At 67.4% G+C, this 18,948-nt stretch carries 11 protein-coding genes; 7 read left to right on the plus strand and 4 right to left on the minus strand.

The window, feature by feature from the left end; translation table 11 throughout:
- Positions 1 to 11: 11 nt before the first annotated feature.
- Positions 12 to 920, minus strand: coding sequence for a L2 family extended-spectrum class A beta-lactamase (gene blaL2 / locus SOM39_RS04230; RefSeq protein ID WP_320457563.1), 909 nt, complete (start codon positions 918 to 920; stop codon positions 12 to 14).
- Positions 921 to 1,251: 331 nt separating this feature from the next.
- On the opposite strand from blaL2, the gene SOM39_RS04235 reads away from it, so the two are divergent.
- The gene (locus tag SOM39_RS04235; RefSeq protein WP_320457564.1) at positions 1,252 to 2,115 is read left to right on the plus strand and encodes a LysR family transcriptional regulator; all 864 of its coding nucleotides are present in this window, start codon (positions 1,252 to 1,254) and stop codon (positions 2,113 to 2,115) included.
- A gap of 102 nt (positions 2,116 to 2,217) precedes the next feature.
- Here the strand turns inward: SOM39_RS04235 and SOM39_RS04240 are convergent, their stop codons facing one another.
- Positions 2,218 to 4,071, minus strand: coding sequence for an ABC-F family ATP-binding cassette domain-containing protein (locus SOM39_RS04240; protein ID WP_093533739.1), 1,854 nt, complete (start codon positions 4,069 to 4,071; stop codon positions 2,218 to 2,220).
- Between the two features lie 333 nt (positions 4,072 to 4,404).
- Between SOM39_RS04240 and SOM39_RS04245 the strand changes: the two genes are divergently transcribed.
- The 3 genes from SOM39_RS04245 (at position 4,405) to SOM39_RS04255 (ending at position 10,786) form a co-directional block, all read left to right on the plus strand.
- Positions 4,405 to 6,798, plus strand: coding sequence for a TonB-dependent receptor plug domain-containing protein (locus SOM39_RS04245; RefSeq protein WP_068853770.1), 2,394 nt, complete (start codon positions 4,405 to 4,407; stop codon positions 6,796 to 6,798).
- Between the two features lie 96 nt (positions 6,799 to 6,894).
- On the plus strand, positions 6,895 to 8,595 hold the full coding sequence (ybaL, locus tag SOM39_RS04250; protein WP_320457565.1) for a YbaL family putative K(+) efflux transporter: 1,701 nt from the start codon (positions 6,895 to 6,897) through the stop codon (positions 8,593 to 8,595).
- Between the two features lie 304 nt (positions 8,596 to 8,899).
- The gene (locus SOM39_RS04255) at positions 8,900 to 10,786 is read left to right on the plus strand and encodes a M28 family metallopeptidase (RefSeq protein ID WP_320457566.1); all 1,887 of its coding nucleotides are present in this window, start codon (positions 8,900 to 8,902) and stop codon (positions 10,784 to 10,786) included.
- A gap of 46 nt (positions 10,787 to 10,832) precedes the next feature.
- On the opposite strand, the gene SOM39_RS04260 is transcribed toward SOM39_RS04255, so the two are convergent.
- On the minus strand, positions 10,833 to 12,134 hold the full coding sequence (locus SOM39_RS04260; protein WP_095363656.1) for an O-acetylhomoserine aminocarboxypropyltransferase/cysteine synthase family protein: 1,302 nt from the start codon (positions 12,132 to 12,134) through the stop codon (positions 10,833 to 10,835).
- Positions 12,135 to 12,345: 211 nt separating this feature from the next.
- Here SOM39_RS04260 and SOM39_RS04265 point away from each other — a divergent pair, with 211 nt between their 5' ends.
- The 3 genes from SOM39_RS04265 to SOM39_RS04275 all read left to right on the plus strand — a co-directional run bounded on the left by SOM39_RS04265 (position 12,346) and on the right by SOM39_RS04275 (position 16,198).
- Positions 12,346 to 14,826 carry a M13 family metallopeptidase gene (locus SOM39_RS04265; protein WP_320457567.1) on the plus strand — a complete coding sequence of 827 codons (2,481 nt, stop codon included), beginning with the start codon at positions 12,346 to 12,348 and terminating at the stop codon, positions 14,824 to 14,826.
- 120 nt (positions 14,827 to 14,946) lie between these two features.
- Positions 14,947 to 15,561, plus strand: coding sequence for a hypothetical protein (locus SOM39_RS04270; RefSeq protein ID WP_320457568.1), 615 nt, complete (start codon positions 14,947 to 14,949; stop codon positions 15,559 to 15,561).
- Between the two features lie 13 nt (positions 15,562 to 15,574).
- Entirely contained in the window at positions 15,575 to 16,198 is a 624-nt protein-coding gene (locus SOM39_RS04275; protein ID WP_068853777.1) for a hypothetical protein, read from the plus strand.
- A 52-nt stretch (positions 16,199 to 16,250) separates the two neighbouring features.
- Here the strand turns inward: SOM39_RS04275 and clpB are convergent, their stop codons facing one another.
- Entirely contained in the window at positions 16,251 to 18,836 is a 2,586-nt protein-coding gene (clpB, locus tag SOM39_RS04280; RefSeq protein WP_320457569.1) for an ATP-dependent chaperone ClpB, read from the minus strand.
- Positions 18,837 to 18,948 lie beyond the last annotated feature (112 nt).

Consider the following 18,948-nt stretch of genomic DNA (forward strand, 5'->3'; position numbering starts at 1 on the left):
CGCCACAGTGATCAGCGCGCGTGCGCGCTGATCATTTTCTCGGCGATAACCGCCACCTGGCGCAGCGTGTCGTTGCGCCCGGCATCATCCACCGTGGCACCCTGCAGGTAGCTGGTCAGCACCCAGGGCGCCCCACCGGCCAGCGGCCACAGGATGGCGATGTCGTTGGTGGTGTCCTCGCCATTGCTGCCGGTCTTGTCGCCCACCCGCCACGCCGGCGACAGTCCGGCACGCAGCCGCGAATCACCGGTTTCGTTGTCGATCAGCCAGTCGGCCAGCTGCAGTCGCGACGCTGGCGTGAGCACCTCCCCCAGCACGAACCGCTGCAGGCTGGCGGCCATCGCGGCGGGGCTGGTGGTATCGCGCGGATCGTCGGGCGCGAACCGGTTCATGTCCGGCTCCAGGCGATCGTTGCGGGTCACCGCATCGCCATTGGCGCGCAGGAACGCAGTCACCCTGGCCGGCCCGCCGACCACCCCCAACAGCAGGTTCGCCGCCGGGTTGTCGCTGGTGACCATGGTCGCGCGGCACAGGTCGCGCACGGTCAGGTCCTTGCCCACGTGACGTTTGGTCACCGGTGCGTGGGAGAGCATGTCCTGCTGGCGCACCGGCAGCCGCCGGTCCAGCGACAGCGTGCCCTGGTCGGCCAGATGCAGCACCGCCGCCGAGAGCGCGAACTTGAAGGTGCTGCACATCGGGAAGCGCTCGTCCTGGCGATGGCCGATGCGGCGGCCGCTGGCCGTGTCGAGCAGGGTCACGCCCAGACGCCCGCCACTGGCTTTTTCCAGGGCGGCGAAATCGGCTGCCTGCGGCTTGCCACCCACCAGCGCAGTCGGCGGGGTCTTGGCCAACACGGTGGCGGCCAAGGCGGAAGCTGCGGCGGCACCGGTCATCTGGAGGAACTGGCGGCGGGCGAGCATTGGGCATCTCCGGGGCTGGGAAGTGGCCATGGAAGCATTTCGGGCCACATGCCACCAGCGAGTATTCTCAGCAGGAGACATGAGCAGGATTGATGGCGTGGTGGTAAGGGCAGGGTTACCTCGCATGGCGTCCGCGCGTGGTAGCGCCGACCGTTGGTCGGCCCAAGGAGTGCTGCATCGACCACGGAGGGTCACGGCCCGAGATGCATCCAGCACCGCCTGGGTCGACCAACGGTCGACGCTACCCTCGCACGGCGGCCACCGTTGGTGGCGCCGACCGCTGGCCCTGCCGGCGTTACCATTACCCATCAAGATTCCTCACGACTCGCCCATGCTTCGTCCCCAGCTCCCGCTCAACGCGTTGCGTGCCTTCGAGGCCGCCGCGCGCCATCAGAATTTCACCCGCGCCGCGCTGGAGCTGTGCGTCAGCCAGGCTGCCTTGAGCCATCAGATCCGGGGGTTGGAGGAGCGACTGGGGGCGGTGTTGTTCCATCGCCTGCCGCGTGGAGTGGCCCTGACCGATGAGGGGGCGCGCCTCTACCCGGTGCTCAACGAGGCCTTCGACCGTATCGCGGTGAGCCTGGACCGGTTCGTCGGCGGGCATTTCCGCGAAGTGCTCGGGGTCGGCGTAGTGGGCACGTTCGCCACCGGTTGGCTGCTGCCGCGGCTGGCCGATTTCAACACGCGGCACCCGGATATCGAGCTGCGCCTGCAGACCCACAACAACCGCATCGACCTGGCCGGCGAAGGGTTGGACCTGGCGATCCGCTTCGGCGATGGCGATTGGCAGGGCCAGGTGTGCACCCCGGTGCTGGCGGCGCCCTTTGCACCGGTGTGCGCGCCGGCACTGGCGCGGACGCTGCGGCAACCGCGCGACCTGGCCAGCGTGGCACTGCTGCGTTCCTACCGCAGCGATGAATGGCCGCAGTGGCTGCAGGCCGCTGGCGTGGGCGAGCTGGAGGCGCGCGGGCCGGTGTTTGATTCGTCGTTGACGCTGGCCAGCGCGGCCGCCGCCGGTGCCGGCGTGGCGTTGCTGCCATTGCGAATGTTCGAACAGGACCTGGCGCAGGGGCGGCTGGTGCAGCCGTTCGCACAGACGCTGGAGCTGGGGAGTTATTGGCTGACGCGGTTGCGCTCGCGGGCGGAAAGCGAGGCGGGGAAGCGTTTCAGGACCTGGTTGGAAGCGCAGGCGTAGGACACGCCATGCGTGTCCGGATTTCGTTCGGGCATTCCGTGGACACGCATGGCGTGTCGCTACGCGGGCATGTTTGTGCCGACCAATGGTCGGCACGGGCCTTCAGGCCATCAATTCCATCCACGCGGCTTCGGCTTTTTCCAGCTGCTGCGCGGTGGTTTCGCGGTCGCGGCCGAGCACCGCCATGCGGGTGGCGTCGGCGTAGTTGACCGGGTCGGCCAGCTGGCGATCCAGCTCGGCCAAGCGGGCTTCCAGCTCGTTGACCTTGGCTTCGGCGCTGGCCAGCTTGACCGGGTTGACGGTCTTCTTCGGCGGCAGCGGCGGGGTCGGCGGCACCGGCTCCGGCGCGGCAGCCGCCATCTTTTGCTTGGTGCCCTGCGCGGCCGGGCGCGAACGCAGCCACGCTGCATACTCGTCCAGGTCGCCGTCGAACGGCTCCACCACTCCGTCGGCCACGCGCCAGAAGGTGTCGCAGACCAGGCCGATCAGGTGGCGGTCGTGCGAGACCATCACGATCGCCCCTTCGAAGGTCGCCAGCGCTTCGGCCAGCGCTTCGCGCATTTCCAGGTCAAGGTGGTTGGTCGGTTCGTCGAGCAGCAGCACGTTGGGCTGCTGCCAGGCGATCATCGCCAGCGCCAGGCGCGCGCGCTCGCCACCGGAGAAACCATCCACCGGCTCGAAGGCACGGTCGCCGGCGAAGTTCCACTTGCCGAGGAAATCGCGGAAGGACTGGTTGCTGCCATCCGGGGAGATGTCCCGGAAGTGGTCCATCGGCGACTGGCCTTCATGCAGCGACTCCACCGTGTGCTGGGCGAAGTAGCCGATGCGCAGGTCCGGGTGCGCCGAGCGATCGCCGGCCACCGGGTCCAGCTCACCGACCAGAGTCCGCACCAGCGTGGTCTTGCCCGCGCCGTTGGGACCCAGCAGGCCGATGCGCTGCCCCGCCTCCAGGCCGAAGCCCACGTTGTGCAGGATCACCGCGTCCGGGCTGTAACCGGCCTCCACATCGTTGAGGCGGATCAGCGAGAACGGCAGCTTGGCCGGCGGCGCGAACTCGATGCGGAACTCGCGCTCGGCACGCACCGCTTCGGTGCCGGTCAGTTTGGCCAGGCGCTTCATGCGGCTCTGTGCCTGCGTTGCCTTGCTGGCCAGCGCCTTGAACCGGTCGATGAAGCTCTGCAGGTGGGCACGCTCGGCCTGTTCCTTTTCGTGCGCGATCTGCTGCTGGCGCAGCTGTTCGGCGCGCTGGCGCTCGAAGTCGGTGTAGCCGCCCGGGTACAGCTTGGCGCCGCCACCATGCAGGTGCAGGGTGTGGGTGGCCACGTTGTCGAGGAACTCGCGGTCATGCGAGATCAGCAGCAGCGTGCCCGGGTACTTGAGCAGCCACTGTTCCAGCCAGAACACCGCGTCCAGGTCGAGGTGGTTGGTCGGTTCGTCGAGCAGCAGCAGGTCGCTGGGCATCATCAGCGCGCGCGCCAGGTTCAGTCGCGCGCGCCAGCCACCGGAGAACGTCGCCACCGGCCGTGAATGGGTGTCGGACGGGAAGCCCAGACCATGCAGCAGCTTGCCCGCACGGGATTCGGCATCGTACGCACCGATCTCGGCCATCTTCTGGTGCGCATTGGCCACCGCTTCCCAGTCCTCGCGCGCGGTCGCCTCGGCTTCCTCGCGCAGCACGGCCGCCACTTCGGTGTCGCCTTCCAGCACGAACTGCAGCGCCGGGTCCTGCAGCGCCGGGGTTTCCTGGGCCACGCTGGCGATGCGGATCTTGCCGGGCAGGTCCACATCGCCCTTGTCGGCCTCCAGCTCGCCCTGCACGGCCGCGAACAGGCTGGACTTGCCGGCCCCGTTGCGGCCGACCACGCCCACGCGGTAGCCCGCATGCAGGGTCAGGTCGACATTGGACAACAGCAGCCGCTCGCCGCGGCGCAAGGCGAAGTTACGAAGGGAAATCATCTGGGGGGTCCATATAACGGAATGGAATGTGCTGGTGAGCACCTTTCCTGCGACGCAATTCTAGCGTTAACGAATACTTGACGCGCCCCGGGATGCGCGGCAGGCCTCGTCTCTCTCCCACGAACCTGCCTGCGCTTTCCCCGGGACCCTTTCCCGCCTGATTGACCGAATCTTGCTAAACCGTTGCTTTTGCAACGTTTTTTCAATTTGACAGCCAATAAAAATACCGTTAATCCGTTAATTGCGCACCGCAACACCCGTCCTCGCTGACCCGCTTTCCCGCAGTCGTGATGTCGCCCGGTGCCGCCTCGTCCCAACCGGAGCCACATCCTGATGAACCGCAAGACCCGTACGCTTGCCGCCGCCGTCGCCGTCGCCCTCGGGGCCTCCGCCTTCAGTGTCGCCGCCCAGGACGCCCCTGCCCGCGCCACCGCCAACACCCTGGACACGGTCATCGTGACCGGCACCCGTGTGGCCGACCGTACCGTGGCCGAGTCGCAGTCGCCGATCGACATCATCACCCCCGAGGCGCTGCAGTCCACCGGCACCACCGAACTGGCCACCGCGCTGGCGCGTGCCCTGCCCTCGCTGAACTTCCCGCGCCCGGCGCTGACCGATGGCACCAGTGGCATCCGCCCGGCGCAGCTGCGCGGCCTGTCCCCGGACCAGGTACTGGTGCTGGTCAACGGCAAGCGCCGCCACACCTCGGCCCAGATCAACGTCAATGGCAGCATTGGCCGCGGCTCGTCGGCGGTGGACATCAACGCCATTCCGATCGCCTCCATCGAGCGCGTCGAAGTGCTGCGCGACGGCGCCTCGGCGCAGTACGGCTCGGACGCCATCGCCGGTGTGATCAACATCGTGCTCAAGGGCTCCAGCGCGGGCGGCAGCCTGGCCCTGGATGCCGGCCAGTACTCGGCCGGCGACGGCAACAAGTACCAGCTCTCCGGCGATACCGGCATCGGCTTCGCCGACGGCCGCGGCAGCGTGCACGTAGCCGGCCAGATCACCCAGCAGGACGAAAGCAACCGCGCCGGGCCCTACCAGGGCACTACGCCGAACACCGGCAACTTCCCCAGCGTGGGCCAGACCACCTTCGTGGTCGGCGACCCGCAGGTGGATGCCACCGCCGCCTCGGCCAATGCCAGCTTCCAGTTCAGCGACCACGTCTCGGCCTACGCCACCGCGCTGGCCAGCAACCGCGACATCACCTCGTTCGCGTTCTACCGGTCGCGCACCAACAGCGGCCAGGGCGCGCTGCTGGCGCAGACCTACCCGGACGGCTTCGTGCCGGAAATCAACCAGTACTCCAAGGACCGCTCGCTGGTGGCCGGCGTGAAGGGCGACACCGAAAGCGGCTGGACCTGGGACGTGAGCTACAACCACGGCACCAACAAGATCGACTTCCACACCCGCAACAGCATCAACTACGCGTTGGGCGTGGACAGCCCGCGTTCGTTCTACGCCGGCGCGCTGGAATACACCCAGGACATCGGCAACGTGGACATCACCAAGCAGCTGGACTGGGGCCTGGCCTACCCGGTCACGCTGTCCTTCGGCGGTGAGTACCGCCGCGAGAAGTGGGAACAGAGCGCGGGCGAGCCCAATTCCTACTTCGGCACCGGTGCGCAGGGCTTCGGCGGCTTCACCCCGCTCAATGCCGTCGATGCCGACCGCGACAACTACGCCGTCTACGCCGGCCTGGAAGCGGACCTGACCGATAAGTTCTCGGCCGGCGTCACCGGTCGCTATGAGGATTACTCGGACTTCGGCGACAAGTTCTCCGGCAAGCTGTCGGCCCGCTACGCCTTCACCGACAAGGTCGCGCTGCGTGCCACCGCCTCGTCCGGCTTCCGCGCCCCGTCGCTGGCCCAGCAGAGCTACCAGGCGGTGACCAGCACCATCGTCAACGGCGTGTTCGTCGAACGCGGCACCTTCCCCACCACCAGCACCGCCGCGCAGGCGCTGGGTGCCAGCCCGCTGAAGGCCGAAAGCTCCACCTCCTACAGCGTGGGCCTGGTGCTGCAGCCGATCGACCGCCTCTACCTGACCGTGGATGCGTACCAGATCGACATCGACGACCGCATCATCCTGTCCACCAACATCACCACCAACGCTGCCACCAATGCGCTGCTGGCCGACCTGGGCCTGCCGCAGGTCACCGCGTTCTCCTACTTCACCAACGGCGTGGATACCCGCACCCGCGGCGTGGACGCGGTGTCCAGCTACACCATCCCGTTCAGTGCCAGCTCGCTGGAACTGACCGCGGCCTACAGCTACAACGACACCGAGGTGAAGAAGTTCATCGCCTCCCCGGCCGTGTTCGGCTCGCTGGGCCTGACCCAGTCGCTGATCGGCCGCGATGAGGTGGGCCGCATCGAAGACAGCTACCCGCGTGACAAGACCATCCTGAGCGGCACCTGGCGTTCGGACCACTGGGACCTGAACCTGGCCGCCACGCGCTACGGCTCATTCACGGTGCGCAATTCAGCCACCCCGACCCGCGACCAGACCTACGATGCCTCGTGGGTGCTCGATGCCTCGGTGGCCTACAAGCCCAGCGAGAACTGGACCCTGACCCTGGGTGCGGACAACCTGCTGGACGAGTACCCCGACCGCACCGTGGACCTGCAGAACTCCACCTGGGGCATGCTCCCGTACAGCAACTACTCGCCGTACGGCTTCAACGGCGCTTACGTTTACGGTCGCGTGACCTACAAGTGGTGATGATCGGCTGACACCGGATCCGGCAGGCCGCAGCGCGGTTTGCCGGATCGGGCCGCATCGGTGAAAATCGGGGCATCCCCCAAGTTGCGAGCCCCGATGCACCATGACACCGACCTGATCAACATCGTCGCCGTTGGCCTTGGGCTCGCCTTCATCCTGGGTGCGCTGGCCAACAAGCTGCGTTTGTCTCCGCTGGTCGGTTACCTGGTTGCGGGCATCTGCGTAGGACCGTTCACTCCCGGCTTCGTCGCCGACCAGGCACTGGCCAACCAGCTGGCCGAAATCGGCGTGATGCTGCTGATGTTCGGTGTCGGCCTGCACTTCTCATTGAAAGACCTGATGGCGGTCAAGGCGATCGCCATTCCCGGCGCGGTGGGCCAGATCCTGGTCGCCACCCTGCTGGGCTGGGGCCTTGCTTGGCTGATGGGCTGGCCGGTGATCCACGGCGTGGTGTTCGGCTTCGCGTTGGCCACCGCCAGTACCGTGGTGCTGCTGCGCGCAATGGAAGAACGCCGCCTGCTGGAAACCCAGCGCGGCAAGATCGCGGTCGGCTGGCTGATCGTCGAAGACCTGGCCTGCGTGCTGGCCCTGGTGATGATGCCGGTGCTGGCCGGCGTGTTCGGCCCGGATGCCGCCAATGAAACCCACACCGTCGGCAGCGTGCTGGCCAGCATCGGCTGGACCTTCGTGCAGCTGGGCCTGTTCGTGGCGGTGATGCTGGTGGTCGGCCGGCGGGTCATTCCGTGGATCCTGGAGCGCATCGCCGGTACCGGCTCGCGCGAACTGTTCACCCTGGCGGTGCTGGCCATCGCACTGGGCGTGGCGTTCGGCTCGGCCATGCTATTCGGCGTGTCCTTCGCATTGGGCGCGTTCTTCGCCGGCATGCTGCTCAACGAATCCGAGCTCAGCCACAAGGCCGCCAACGATTCGCTGCCGCTGCGCGATGCCTTCGCGGTTCTGTTCTTCGTCTCGGTGGGCATGCTGTTCAACCCGGCCATCCTGGTCGAACACCCGTGGCAGGTGCTGGCCACCGCCGCCATCATCATGTTCGGCAAGTCCGCTGCCGCGTTTTTCATCGTGCGTGCGTTCGGCCACCCCAACGGCACCGCGCTGACCATTTCGGCCAGCCTGGCGCAGATCGGCGAGTTCGCCTTCATCATCGCCGGCCTGGGCGTGAGCCTGAAGATCCTGCCGCCCACCGGCCAGGCACTGGTGCTGGCCGGCGCGCTGATCTCGATCATGCTCAACCCGCTGGTGTTCGGCCTGCTCGACCGCTGGCTGGTGAAGCACCAGGAGACCCCCGCCGCCGCCGTGGAAACCGAATTGCCGCCCGGCCCCTCGCTGGACCTGCACGACCACGCCATCGTGATCGGCTACGGCCGGGTCGGCAGCGCGCTGGCGCAGGTGCTGCGTGACCGCGGCGTGCCGGTGCTGGTGATAGATGACAACAAGGAGCATGTCGCCGAAGCACACGCCGCCGGCCTGCCGGCGATCCGTGGCAGTGCCGCCTCCGACCGCGTGCTGGCCGAAGCCCATCCCGAACGCGCCAAGATCGCGGTGCTGGCCATTCCGCAGCCGCTGGAAGCGGGCGAAACCCTGGCCAAGCTGCGCGCGCTCAACCCGGGCCTGACCCTGCTGGCGCGCGCGCACAGCGACACCGAGGTCAAGCACCTGCTCGAACACGGCGCCGACGGCACGGTGATGGCCGAGCGCGAACTGGCGTACTCGCTGGCCGAAATGGTCATGGCCACCCCGCCCTACCGCAACATCGGCAAGCACACCATTCCGGTGGTCTAACGGGCCGCCAGCGGCACGCAGATATCGGCGCGCAGGATCGCCTCGGGGACGTCCTCAGGGTCGTCCAGATCCGCAGCGCGTGTCGGATCTTGCGCACCTGAGGGCGGATCGTAGCGCTTCGGCGTCCTCCGGTGTGATGGCGATCCGGTCCGTAATGAGCACCGCGTTGCGGAAGCGGGCCCGGGTCTGGCAAACGCAACTACTCCCATGGGCAACTTCGGCACGCGCGTGCACTGTGCATCGCACCGGCGCCCCGCCACCTGCACCGCAGCGGCCACGGCGCTCCCTCAACGAGGAGGTTGTTATGCCACTCGATATTTCGTTGGTCCGCCGCGCCCAGGGCGAGTTCAACAACAGGATCGCGCAGCCGCGCGGCGTGCAGGCGCTGCCAGGCCGGACGGGCCCGTTGACGGTACGAAACGGCCAGCAATGGCTGGTTGCCGCACTGGCCCTATCCTCGGCGATGGCCATCGGTCGCATGCCGCCGCGCGGCGTGAGGGCGCCGGTGGGAGACCCGACGCCGTTGCCGGGCGCCAGGGCGCAGGGCGGCATCGACCACCAGGCCGTGCCGATGCTCGGCGATGCGCCAACGGCGCCCGTGGTCGCACTCGAACATATCGCCAATGGCGCCACGCTCGGCTGCATCGCGTCCCCCCGGCACTGTCCGCAGACGCTGGCCGCCAGCCTGCTGGCCTACGGCGCGCTGACGGCCAGCACGATAGGAAGCGGTGTGTTGGGCTACGCACTGGGGCGTTCCACTGCGCCCGCAGCCGGCACCGAAGCGTCTCGCGAGTCATCCCCATCCCTGCCGCAGTCGCTGTATGCGCTGCTGCCGGACGAGCAGCGCATGCAGCTGCTGCAGATCGTCCGCGACTGCGGCACCGATGCGGCGGCCTGCACCGCCCCGGCGATCCGGTCGCTGCTGCAGGAACTCCCTGAAGCCACCCGTCGGCAGATCATGGTGACGCTGGGCGTGGCCCGCCATGCTGAAACGCACACGCACGGCGGCTGGCCCGCCGGTGCCGACGCGGCCGCACTGGCCCCCATGCTGTCGTGGGTGGATTGGGCAGCGGATCTGCTGGGCAGCGTGGTGAGCCCCGCTCAGGCGTGCTTCCAGCTGGATCTGGAGCAGATCGCACAGGCCACACTGGAGGCACAACAGCCGGGCATGACCGGTGCACAGCGCGAGGTGGCCGCCAACATCGCGCGTTTCGACACGCTTCGTGCGCTGTTCCGGCGCGACGGGCACACGCTGCAGCAGCTGCCGTTCTCCGGCACCACCCGCGACTCCTTCGGCTTCGACCGGACCTATAACGGCTGCAATCTGATGTTGGAGTTTGCCGGCGCCGGCCCCCCCCGACGCACGATGATGGTGCTCGCCCATGGCGACATGACCGGCGCGCGCGAAGGCTCCAGCGGTGCCAGCGACAACGGCACCGGGCTGGCCACACTGCTGGCGCTGGCGCGGAAACTGGGCGCGGCAACGCTGCCCGACGGCGTTCGCGTCCAGCTGCTGGTGTCCGATCTGGAGGAGCACGGCATGCTCGGCGCCAAAGCCTTCGTCGAACACTGCCTGGCGCAGGCCAGCTGCCCCGATGTGGCGCTCAATCTGGACATGACCGGGCGCGGCGACGGCATGACCTTGTCCGGCTCGGACCGCCACCACTTCTACATGGACGGCGATTCGCGTGCGCTGCAGCCACCGCCGGCTCCGGTCACCGCCGCCGAAGCGCAGCTGCGTGGGCTGCTCGAAGCGGCTGCCGGCGAGGTCGGGCTGACCGTGCATGACAGCACGGGCTGGGTAATGCAGTCCGACCATATTCCCTTCCAGCGCGACGGCGTGCCGGCGCTGGGAATGAACCTGGCCGATGCGGCCGACATCACCCTTGAACGCGACATGCAGCAGGCGCGTACACGGTTGTGGCTGGCCAATGCGGACGTGGACTGGAGCCGGTTCGAGCACTACCTCAATGGCACCCTGGGACCGGATGAGACGCAGGCGATGGAAACGCGGATGGACGCCATGGAACACGCCATGCACAGCTATAGGGCATTGCCGCTGTCACGTGCAATGGCCAACATCCACAACCGCCATGACCAGCTCGACCAGGTCGACCCGCGTCGCGCCATGGCCGCGCTCGCCGTGATCGAGAACGCCCTTGACGCGTGGCTGCACGCGCCGGCGCCCTGATGAAAACCCACCCCGGCCGGCCCGCACCGGCCGGGGTGGTCCCGCCTCACGCCTTGGCCAGCGCCTGCTCCAGATCGGCCAGCAGGTCGTCCACGTGTTCGATGCCGATCGACAGCCGCACGGTGTCTTCGCTCACCCCGGCGCGTTCCAGTTCCGCCGCATCCAGCTGGCGGTGCGTGGTCGATGCCGGATGGGTGGCCAGCGACTTGGCATCGCCCAGGTTCACCAACCGGGTAAACAGCTGCAGGGCATCCAGGAAGCGCGCACCCGCCGCGCGGCCGCCCGGCAGGCCGAAGGTCAGCACGCCCGAGCCATGCCCGCGCAGGTAGCGCTGCACCAGCGCATGTTCGGGGTGGTCGGGCAGCGCTGCGTAGTTCACCCACGCCACCTTGGCGTGGTCGCGCAGGAAACCGGCAATGGCCAGCGCGTTGGCATTGATCCGGTCCAGCCGCAGCGCCAGCGTTTCGATGCCCTGCAGGATCAGGAAGGCATTGAACGGCGACAGTGCCGCGCCGGTATTGCGCAGCGGCACCACCCGGGCACGCCCGATGTAGGCTGCAGGACCCAGCGCCTCGGTATAGACCACGCCGTGGTAGCTCACATCCGGCTCGTTGAGGCGGCGGAAGCGCTGCTTGTGTTCGGCCCACGGGAACCGGCCCGAATCCACGATCGCCCCGCCGACGCTGGTGCCGTGCCCGCCCAGGTATTTGGTCAGCGAGTGCACCACGATGTCCGCGCCGAAGTCGAACGAGCGCTGCAGGTACGGGGTGGCCACCGTGTTGTCGACGATCAGCGGCACTCCGTGCGCATGCGCGATGTCGGCCACCGCCTGGATGTCGGTGATGTTGCCGCGTGGGTTGCCGATGGATTCGACGAACACCGCCTTGGTGCGGTCATCGATGAGACCCGCGAACGCATCCGGATCGCGGTAATCGGCGAACCGGGTCTGGATGCCGAACTGCGGCAGGGTGTGCGCGAACAGGTTGTAGGTGCCGCCATACAACGCGCTGGACGCCACGATGTTGTCCCCCGCCTCGGCGATGGTCTGGATCGCGTAGGTGATGGCCGCCTGCCCCGACGCCAGCGCCAATGCGCCGATGCCGCCTTCCAGCGCCGCCAGGCGCTGCTCCAGCACGTCGGTGGTCGGGTTCATGATGCGCGTGTAGATGTTGCCTGGCACCTTGAGGTCGAACAGGTCCGCCGCGTGCTGGGTATCGTCGAATGCGTAGGCCACGGTCTGGTAGATCGGCACCGCCACCGCGCGCGTGGTCGGGTCCGGGCGATACCCGCCATGCACGGCGATGGTTTCCGCTTTCCACGGCGGCAGCGAGGTGTCCGGTTCCGACATCGTGAGGTCTCCGCGCACGGTGCGTGCGAAAACGCACCATAGCCGAGCCCCACCGCGCCCTGTCATGCCGGTTGCTCATAAGCACCGTCCCTGTGGTGATGTGCAGGGTGCGTTTCGTACCACTCCTATGTGCGTTCTGCGCGCCCTTGGTCATGATCGCGCTCCGCCTGCGACGGCAGGCTCCCGCACGACTGATAGTGGAGGTCACGCCATGCGTGCCGATGCCGTACAACAACACCGCCGCAGCGTGGGCGAATTCGATCGGTCGCTGCGCGGCCAACAGCCCGCGCAGGATCACGCCCGGCACCAGCGGTTCGGTAGCGCCCATCCACCGCTGCTGCGCGTGGGCAACGCGGGCGTGCTCACCCTCGCCGCGCTCTCCAGCCTGATCGTACCGGCGTCAGCGTCGGCCGCGGCGCGCGCGGATTCGACGCCGCCGGTACGGCCGGCGCTGCTGCCTGGTGCGGGCGCGTCGCGGGGCGAGGCGTACCTGGCCGTGCCGGCGCAGGATCCATTGAACGGAATTGCTTCAGCGACCGCTGCAGGCTGCCTGTCGCGACCCCGCCAGTGTCCGCAACTCCTCGCCGGTGCCGCCGTCACCGCGCTGGGCGGTGCGCTCGTCGGCGGGTGGTTGGGCTACCAGGCTGGCCACCGCGCAGCCCGGGACGAGTGCACTACCCGCTTCGCGGGTCTCCCTGCCGCCGACTCGCAGGTCCAGACGCCGGAGACCGCCGATGGCCTGCCCGCGCCGCTGCGCTTCAACCCGGCTGACATCGACCCGGACCACCCGCCCTGCCAGTCGCTGTACGCACACATCAATTCCCGCTGGCATGCGACGGAGCAGCGGCCACCCGACCAGTCGCTGTGGAACATGCCGACGATGTTGCAGGAACGTTCGCTGGCGTTGCAGCGGCGGGTGGTGGAACAGGCCGCCAACCTGGACACGCCAACCCACGTGGAGAAGATCGTGGCCGATCTCTGGCGCACCGGCATGAACCAGCGCCAGATCAATGCCGACGGCATCGCACCGTTGCGGGCCGAGCTTGCGGCAATCGACGCACTGCAGACGCCTGAGGCCATCGAGGCGCATCTGCACGCGCTCACCGCGGTCGGTCTCAACCCCGTGTTCGGGTTCGGCGTCGACCTGGACATGGACGCGCGCGACAGCCAGATCCCCTACGCCTTCCAGGGCGGCCTTGGGCTGCCGGACCGCAACTACTATCTGGACGCCGAACACGCGCAGGCCGCTCTCGCCTATCGCTCGCATGTCGCGCACGTGCTGCGGCTGGCCGGTGATGCGCCGGCCGAGGCCGAGCGCCAGGCCGATGCGGTTCTCTCGCTGGAACGACGCCTTGCCAACGCATCAGCGCCGTGGGACGAGCTCAACGAGAACGTCACCAACTTCTATCATCCGCTGACGGTGCCGGAGGCGGATGCGCTCACCCCCGGGTTCCGCTGGAGTGCGTTGTTCCAGGCATTGGGGGTGGCCCCGCCGGACCGCCTTTCGCTGGCCACGCCCGCCTTCCACCAGGCGGTGGGGCGCGCGTTGACCAACGAAGAACCGGCCACATGGCGCGCCTACCTGCGCTTCCATACCCTCGATTCGGCCAGCCCGTTCCTGGGCGACGACTTCGTCCGCGCCCACCATGCCTTCCACGCCAGGACCCTGCAGGGCCAGGATGCGATGCCGCCACGCTGGAAGCAGGTCCTGGCCGCCATCGAACGCGTGGCCGGTGAAGCGCTGAGCGAGCTGTACGTTCCGGTCGCGCTGCCGGCGGAAACCCGGGCACGGGCGATCGCCCTGATCGAGCAGATCATGGCTGCGCTGAAGCGACGGCTGGCGGTGGTGCCGTGGATGGACCCCGAAACACGCGCCACCGCGCTGCTCAAGGCCGATACGTTCCGGCCGCGCATCGGCCACCCCGAACGCTGGCCGGACTGGTCCGGGCTGCACACCGAGTCCTGCGGCTACCTGCGCAACCTGCGCGCGGCCACCGCGTTCGCACAGCGCAACGAACTGGCCCGCCTGGGCGCCCCAGTGGACAGCGCGCGCTGGCGGATGACCGCGCAGACCGTGGACGCGTACCACGACGTGATGAACAACGACATCGCCTTCTCGGCGGCGCTGCTGCAGCCGCCCTATTTCGACGTGGAAGCAGACGACGCGCTCAACTACGGCGCGATCGGCGCGGTCATCGGGCATGAGATTTCACACGCGTTCTCCGCCGAATCCAGCCAGTTCGGGCTGGACGGCAGCCTGCACGGTTGGTGGAGCGATGCCGACCGGCAGCGCGCTGCCGCGATCTCCGCGCAGCTTGCTGCGCAGTTCGACCAGCAGCAGGTGGACGGGCTGCCGCTCAATGGGCGGCTGACCGCCAATGAGAACCTGGCCGACCTGAGCGGCTTGGCGATCGCCTTGGACGCACTGGAATTCGCCCACCGCAACGAGACAGATCCCATGATCGACGGGCTCAGCCGCGAACAGCGCTTCTTCCTCAGCTGGGGCATGCTGTACCGGGAGATACGGACCCGCGAACGCCTGCAGAGGGACGTGGAAACGGACGTGCACGCCTTCGGCCCCCCACGCGCGGACGTCGGCCCGGCCAACATGCCCGCCTACGCACACGCGTTCCAGTGCCCGCCCGGAGCCCCCATGACCCGCAACGCCTCGGAGCGGGTCGTTTACCTCTAACGCCTAGTCACATTTCAAACTGCCAGCTGAACGTGCATACTCCGCGACGGTCGCCCGGGAAGCTTCCGGCGACGTCGCAGCAGGGGCGGGGTCCCTGCGATTGTCACCAAGGGACGGAACATGCGCTTTGCCTTACGCACACTGCTGGCGGCTGCGCTGCTGTCGGGCAGCTTCGCCTGCCTGGCCCAGACGGCCACCGGCACGCTGGTCATGGAAGTGGACAAGCTGCAATCGGAAGTACCGCTCAGCAAGGAACTGCAGGAACTGATCCGCACCGGCGGCGTGGACTGGGGCATCAAGGGCAACGAACTGGTGCTCACCGTCGTCGATACCCGGTACCTCGACTTCGACTACGGCTTCACCACCCGCTATGGGTACCGCCACGCGTTGCAGCTGCCGGTGGGCACCTACCGGATCACCGCCGTGAGCCGGGAACCCCGCCGCAGCTACAGCGAACAGCGGCTGCTGGACCGGGCGACCTTCGTAAACCGCAACGTGGCGTCTTTCACGATCGAAGCCGGCAAGACCGTCACCGTGCGGGTGGGGCCCGTGATCATGGATGAGGACGCCCTCAACCCGGCGGTATTCATCCCCACCCTGTTCGCCAGCGTGTCCAGCGCGGACGGCGGCGCACCGGGCGGCGCAGCGCCCCGGCGTAAAGCAGTCACCCTGCGCGACAACAGTTCCACCGCCTGGCCGGATTACCGCGGCCCCATCAAGTTCATTCCACGCTGACCAAGGACGACATATGCGTTTTGCCATCCGTTTTGCATTGGCTTCGGTGCTGCTGCTGGGCAGCTTCACCAGCTCGGCCGAATCCGAAACCGGTACCGGTACGCTGGTACTGGATCTCAAGCCGTTCCGTTCCGAAGTGGCGCTCAAGCCCAAGATCGAATCGCAGCTCAAGACCGGCGGCATCGAGTGGGGGCTGCGTGATGGGCAGATGGTGGTCACCCTGCTCAACAAGCGCTTCGTCGATTTCGATGTGAACTACATGACCCGTTACGGCAGCACCCAGACGCTGCAGCTGCCCGCCGGCACCTACCGCCTGACCACGGTCGGGTTCGAACCGCACACCGGTTTCAGCGTGGAGAAAGTGCTGGCCAAGGGTGCTTACGTGAACCCGGACGTCCTGTCATTCACGGTGGAGGCCGGCAAGACCACCACGATGACCATGGAGCCGCTGATCGTCGACGAAGAGCGCACGCTGTTCGCCACCTTCTTCACTCCTACGCTGTTCACCACCGTGGCGGTGGAAGGCAGCGCCGACACCACGGCAGCGCCCGCCGAGCCGGTGGCGCTCAACGTGCGCGACGAGCGCTCCATCTCGTGGCCCGATTACAAGGGGCCGCTGAAGTTCGTCGCCAAGTAACGAAAAAAAGGCCCCGGGAAACCGGGGCCTTCTGTTTGGATCACATCGCCACTCAACCCTTGGCGAATGCCAGCCGGCCTTCGGCCGCATCCACCTGGATCACATCGCCGCCGACGAAGTCGCCGGACAGGATCTTCTGCGCCAGCGGGTTTTCCAGCTGCGCCTGGATCGCGCGCTTGAGCGGACGGGCACCGTAGATCGGATCGAAGCCGACGTTGCCCAGCAGCTCGAACGCCGCATCGCTGACCTCGATGCGCAGGCCGCGTTCGGCCAGCCGCTTTTCCAGGCCCTGCATCTGGATGCGGGCGATCTGCTTGATCTGCACCTTGTCCAGCGGGTGGAACACCACGATGTCGTCCAGCCGGTTGATGAACTCCGGGCGGAAGTGCGCCTGCACCACGCCCATCACCGCCGCCTTCATCTGCGTGTAGGCCTCCGGGCTGTCATCGCTGGACATGTCCTGGATCTGGTGCGAGCCCAGATTGGAGGTCATCACGATGACGGTGTTGCGGAAGTCCACGGTGCGGCCCTGGCCATCGGTGAGGCGGCCATCGTCCAGCACCTGCAGCAGGATGTTGAACACATCGGTGTGCGCCTTTTCCACTTCGTCGAGCAGGATCAGCGAGTACGGGCGGCGACGCACGGCCTCGGTGAGGTAACCGCCCTCTTCGTAGCCCACGTAACCCGGGGGCGCACCGATCAGGCGCGCCACGCTGTGCTTTTCCATGAACTCGCTCATGTCGATGCGGATCATGGCGTCGCTGCTGTCGAACAGGAACTCGGCCAGCGACTTGCACAGCTCGGTCTTGCCCACGCCGGTCGGGCCCAGGAACAGGAACGAGCCGCTCGGCCGGTTCGGGTCGGACAGGCCGGCACGCGAACGGCGCACCGCATCGGAGACGACCTTGATCGCCTCTTCCTGACCCACCACCCGCTCATGCAGCACGTCCTCCATGCGCAGCAGCTTGTCGCGCTCGCCTTCCAGCATGCGGTTGACCGGAATCCCGGTCCAACGCGACACGACTTCGGCGATTTCTTCGGCGGTGACCCGGTCCTGGACCAGCTTGAACTCGGTGTTTTCCGCTTCCTGCGCCGCGTGCAGCTGCTTTTCCAGCTGCGGCAGCTGGCCGTACTGCAGTTCGCTCATGCGACCGAAATCCTGGCGCCGCTGCGCCGCTTCCAGTTCCAGCTTCACCTGTTCGATCTGCTCCTTGATCTTGGTGGTGCCCTGCAGCGCCGCCTTCTCCGACTTCCAGATCTCGTCCAGGTCGGAGAACTCGCGCTCCAGCGCATCGATCTCGGTTTCCAGGTCGGCCAGGCGCTGGCGCGAGGCGTCGTCCTTTTCCTTCTTCAGCATCTCGCGCTGGATTTTCAGCTGGATCAGGCGCCGTTCCAGGCGATCCAGTTCTTCCGGCTTGGAGTCGATCTCCATGCGGATGCGCGAGGCCGCCTCGTCCATCAGGTCGATGGCCTTGTCCGGCAGCTGGCGGTCGGCGATATAACGGTGCGACAGCGTGGCCGCAGCCACGATCGCCGGGTCGGTGATCTCCACGCCGTGGTGCACAGCATACTTTTCCTTCAGCCCGCGCAGGATCGCGATGGTGTCTTCCACGCTGGGCTCGCCCACGAACACCTTCTGGAAGCGGCGCTCCAGTGCGGCATCCTTCTCGATGTACTTGCGGTACTCGTCCAGGGTGGTGGCACCCACGCAGTGCAGCTCGCCACGCGCCAGCGCCGGCTTGAGCATGTTGCCCGCGTCCATCGCGCCATCGGCCTTGCCCGCGCCGACCATGGTGTGCAGTTCGTCGATGAACAGGATGATCTGGCCTTCGCTCTTGGCCAGGTCATTCAGCACGCCCTTCAGGCGCTCTTCGAACTCACCGCGGAACTTGGCACCGGCGATCAGCGCGCCCATGTCCAGCGACAGCACGCGCTTGCCGCGCAGGCCCTCGGGCACTTCGTCGTTGATGATGCGCTGGGCCAGCCCTTCCACGATGGCGGTCTTGCCCACGCCCGGTTCGCCGATCAGCACCGGGTTGTTCTTGGTGCGGCGCTGCAGGACCTGGATGGTGCGGCGGATTTCCTCGTCGCGCCCGATCACCGGGTCCAGCTTGCCGCTCTCGGCACGCGCGGTCAGGTCGATGGTGTACTTCTCCAACGCCTGGCGCTGTTCTTCGGCATTTTCCGACTGCACGCTTTCGCCGCCACGAATCTTGTCGATGGCCGCGTCGATCTTGTTTTTGTCGGCACCGGCAGCGCGCAGCGCCATGCCCAGCGTGCCGCCATCGTCGAGCGCGGCCAGCACGAACCACTCGCTGGCGATGAACGCATCGCCATGCTCCTGGGCCAGTTTGTCGGTCTTGTTGAGCAGCCGGTTCAGGTCGTTGCCGATCGACAGGTTGCCTTCCTGCCCGGAGACCTTCGGCAGGGCGTCCAGCGCCTCGGTCAACCGCTCGCGCAGCACCGGCACATTGACCCCCGCCTGGGCCAGCAGCGGGCGCGTGCTGCCGCCCTGCTGGTCGAGCAGCGCAGTGAGCACGTGCACCGGTTCGATGATGTTGTGGTCGCGGCCCACGGCCAGCGACTGTGCGTCCGCCAGCGCCTGCTGGAAACGCGAGGTGAGCTTGTCCATCCGCATGGGGGTGTCCTCGATATGTTGCCGCTGGCCGAGCCAGCACTATCTGACAGATGCGGTTATGCAGGCGTGTTTCAAGGGGGGATGAGAACGCATTCAGGCCCCGGACGACGTG

Origin of the sequence: Stenotrophomonas sp. CFBP8994 (assembly GCF_034044835.1) — a bacterium.
Taxonomy (GTDB): domain Bacteria; phylum Pseudomonadota; class Gammaproteobacteria; order Xanthomonadales; family Xanthomonadaceae; genus Stenotrophomonas; species Stenotrophomonas rhizophila_A.

What these genes read in the sequence shown, in the direction of transcription:
- blaL2 (WP_320457563.1), bottom strand. Translation starts at nt 920, where the DNA reads ATGCTCGCCCGCCGCCAGTTCCTCCAGATGACCGGTGCCGCCGCAGCT.
- SOM39_RS04235 (WP_320457564.1), top strand. Translation starts at nt 1,252, where the DNA reads ATGCTTCGTCCCCAGCTCCCGCTCAACGCGTTGCGTGCCTTCGAGGCC.
- SOM39_RS04240 (WP_093533739.1), bottom strand. Translation starts at nt 4,071, where the DNA reads ATGATTTCCCTTCGTAACTTCGCCTTGCGCCGCGGCGAGCGGCTGCTG.
- SOM39_RS04245 (WP_068853770.1), top strand. Translation starts at nt 4,405, where the DNA reads ATGAACCGCAAGACCCGTACGCTTGCCGCCGCCGTCGCCGTCGCCCTC.
- ybaL (WP_320457565.1), top strand. Translation starts at nt 6,895, where the DNA reads ATGCACCATGACACCGACCTGATCAACATCGTCGCCGTTGGCCTTGGG.
- SOM39_RS04255 (WP_320457566.1), top strand. Translation starts at nt 8,900, where the DNA reads ATGCCACTCGATATTTCGTTGGTCCGCCGCGCCCAGGGCGAGTTCAAC.
- SOM39_RS04260 (WP_095363656.1), bottom strand. Translation starts at nt 12,134, where the DNA reads ATGTCGGAACCGGACACCTCGCTGCCGCCGTGGAAAGCGGAAACCATC.
- SOM39_RS04265 (WP_320457567.1), top strand. Translation starts at nt 12,346, where the DNA reads ATGCGTGCCGATGCCGTACAACAACACCGCCGCAGCGTGGGCGAATTC.
- SOM39_RS04270 (WP_320457568.1), top strand. Translation starts at nt 14,947, where the DNA reads ATGCGCTTTGCCTTACGCACACTGCTGGCGGCTGCGCTGCTGTCGGGC.
- SOM39_RS04275 (WP_068853777.1), top strand. Translation starts at nt 15,575, where the DNA reads ATGCGTTTTGCCATCCGTTTTGCATTGGCTTCGGTGCTGCTGCTGGGC.
- clpB (WP_320457569.1), bottom strand. Translation starts at nt 18,836, where the DNA reads ATGCGGATGGACAAGCTCACCTCGCGTTTCCAGCAGGCGCTGGCGGAC.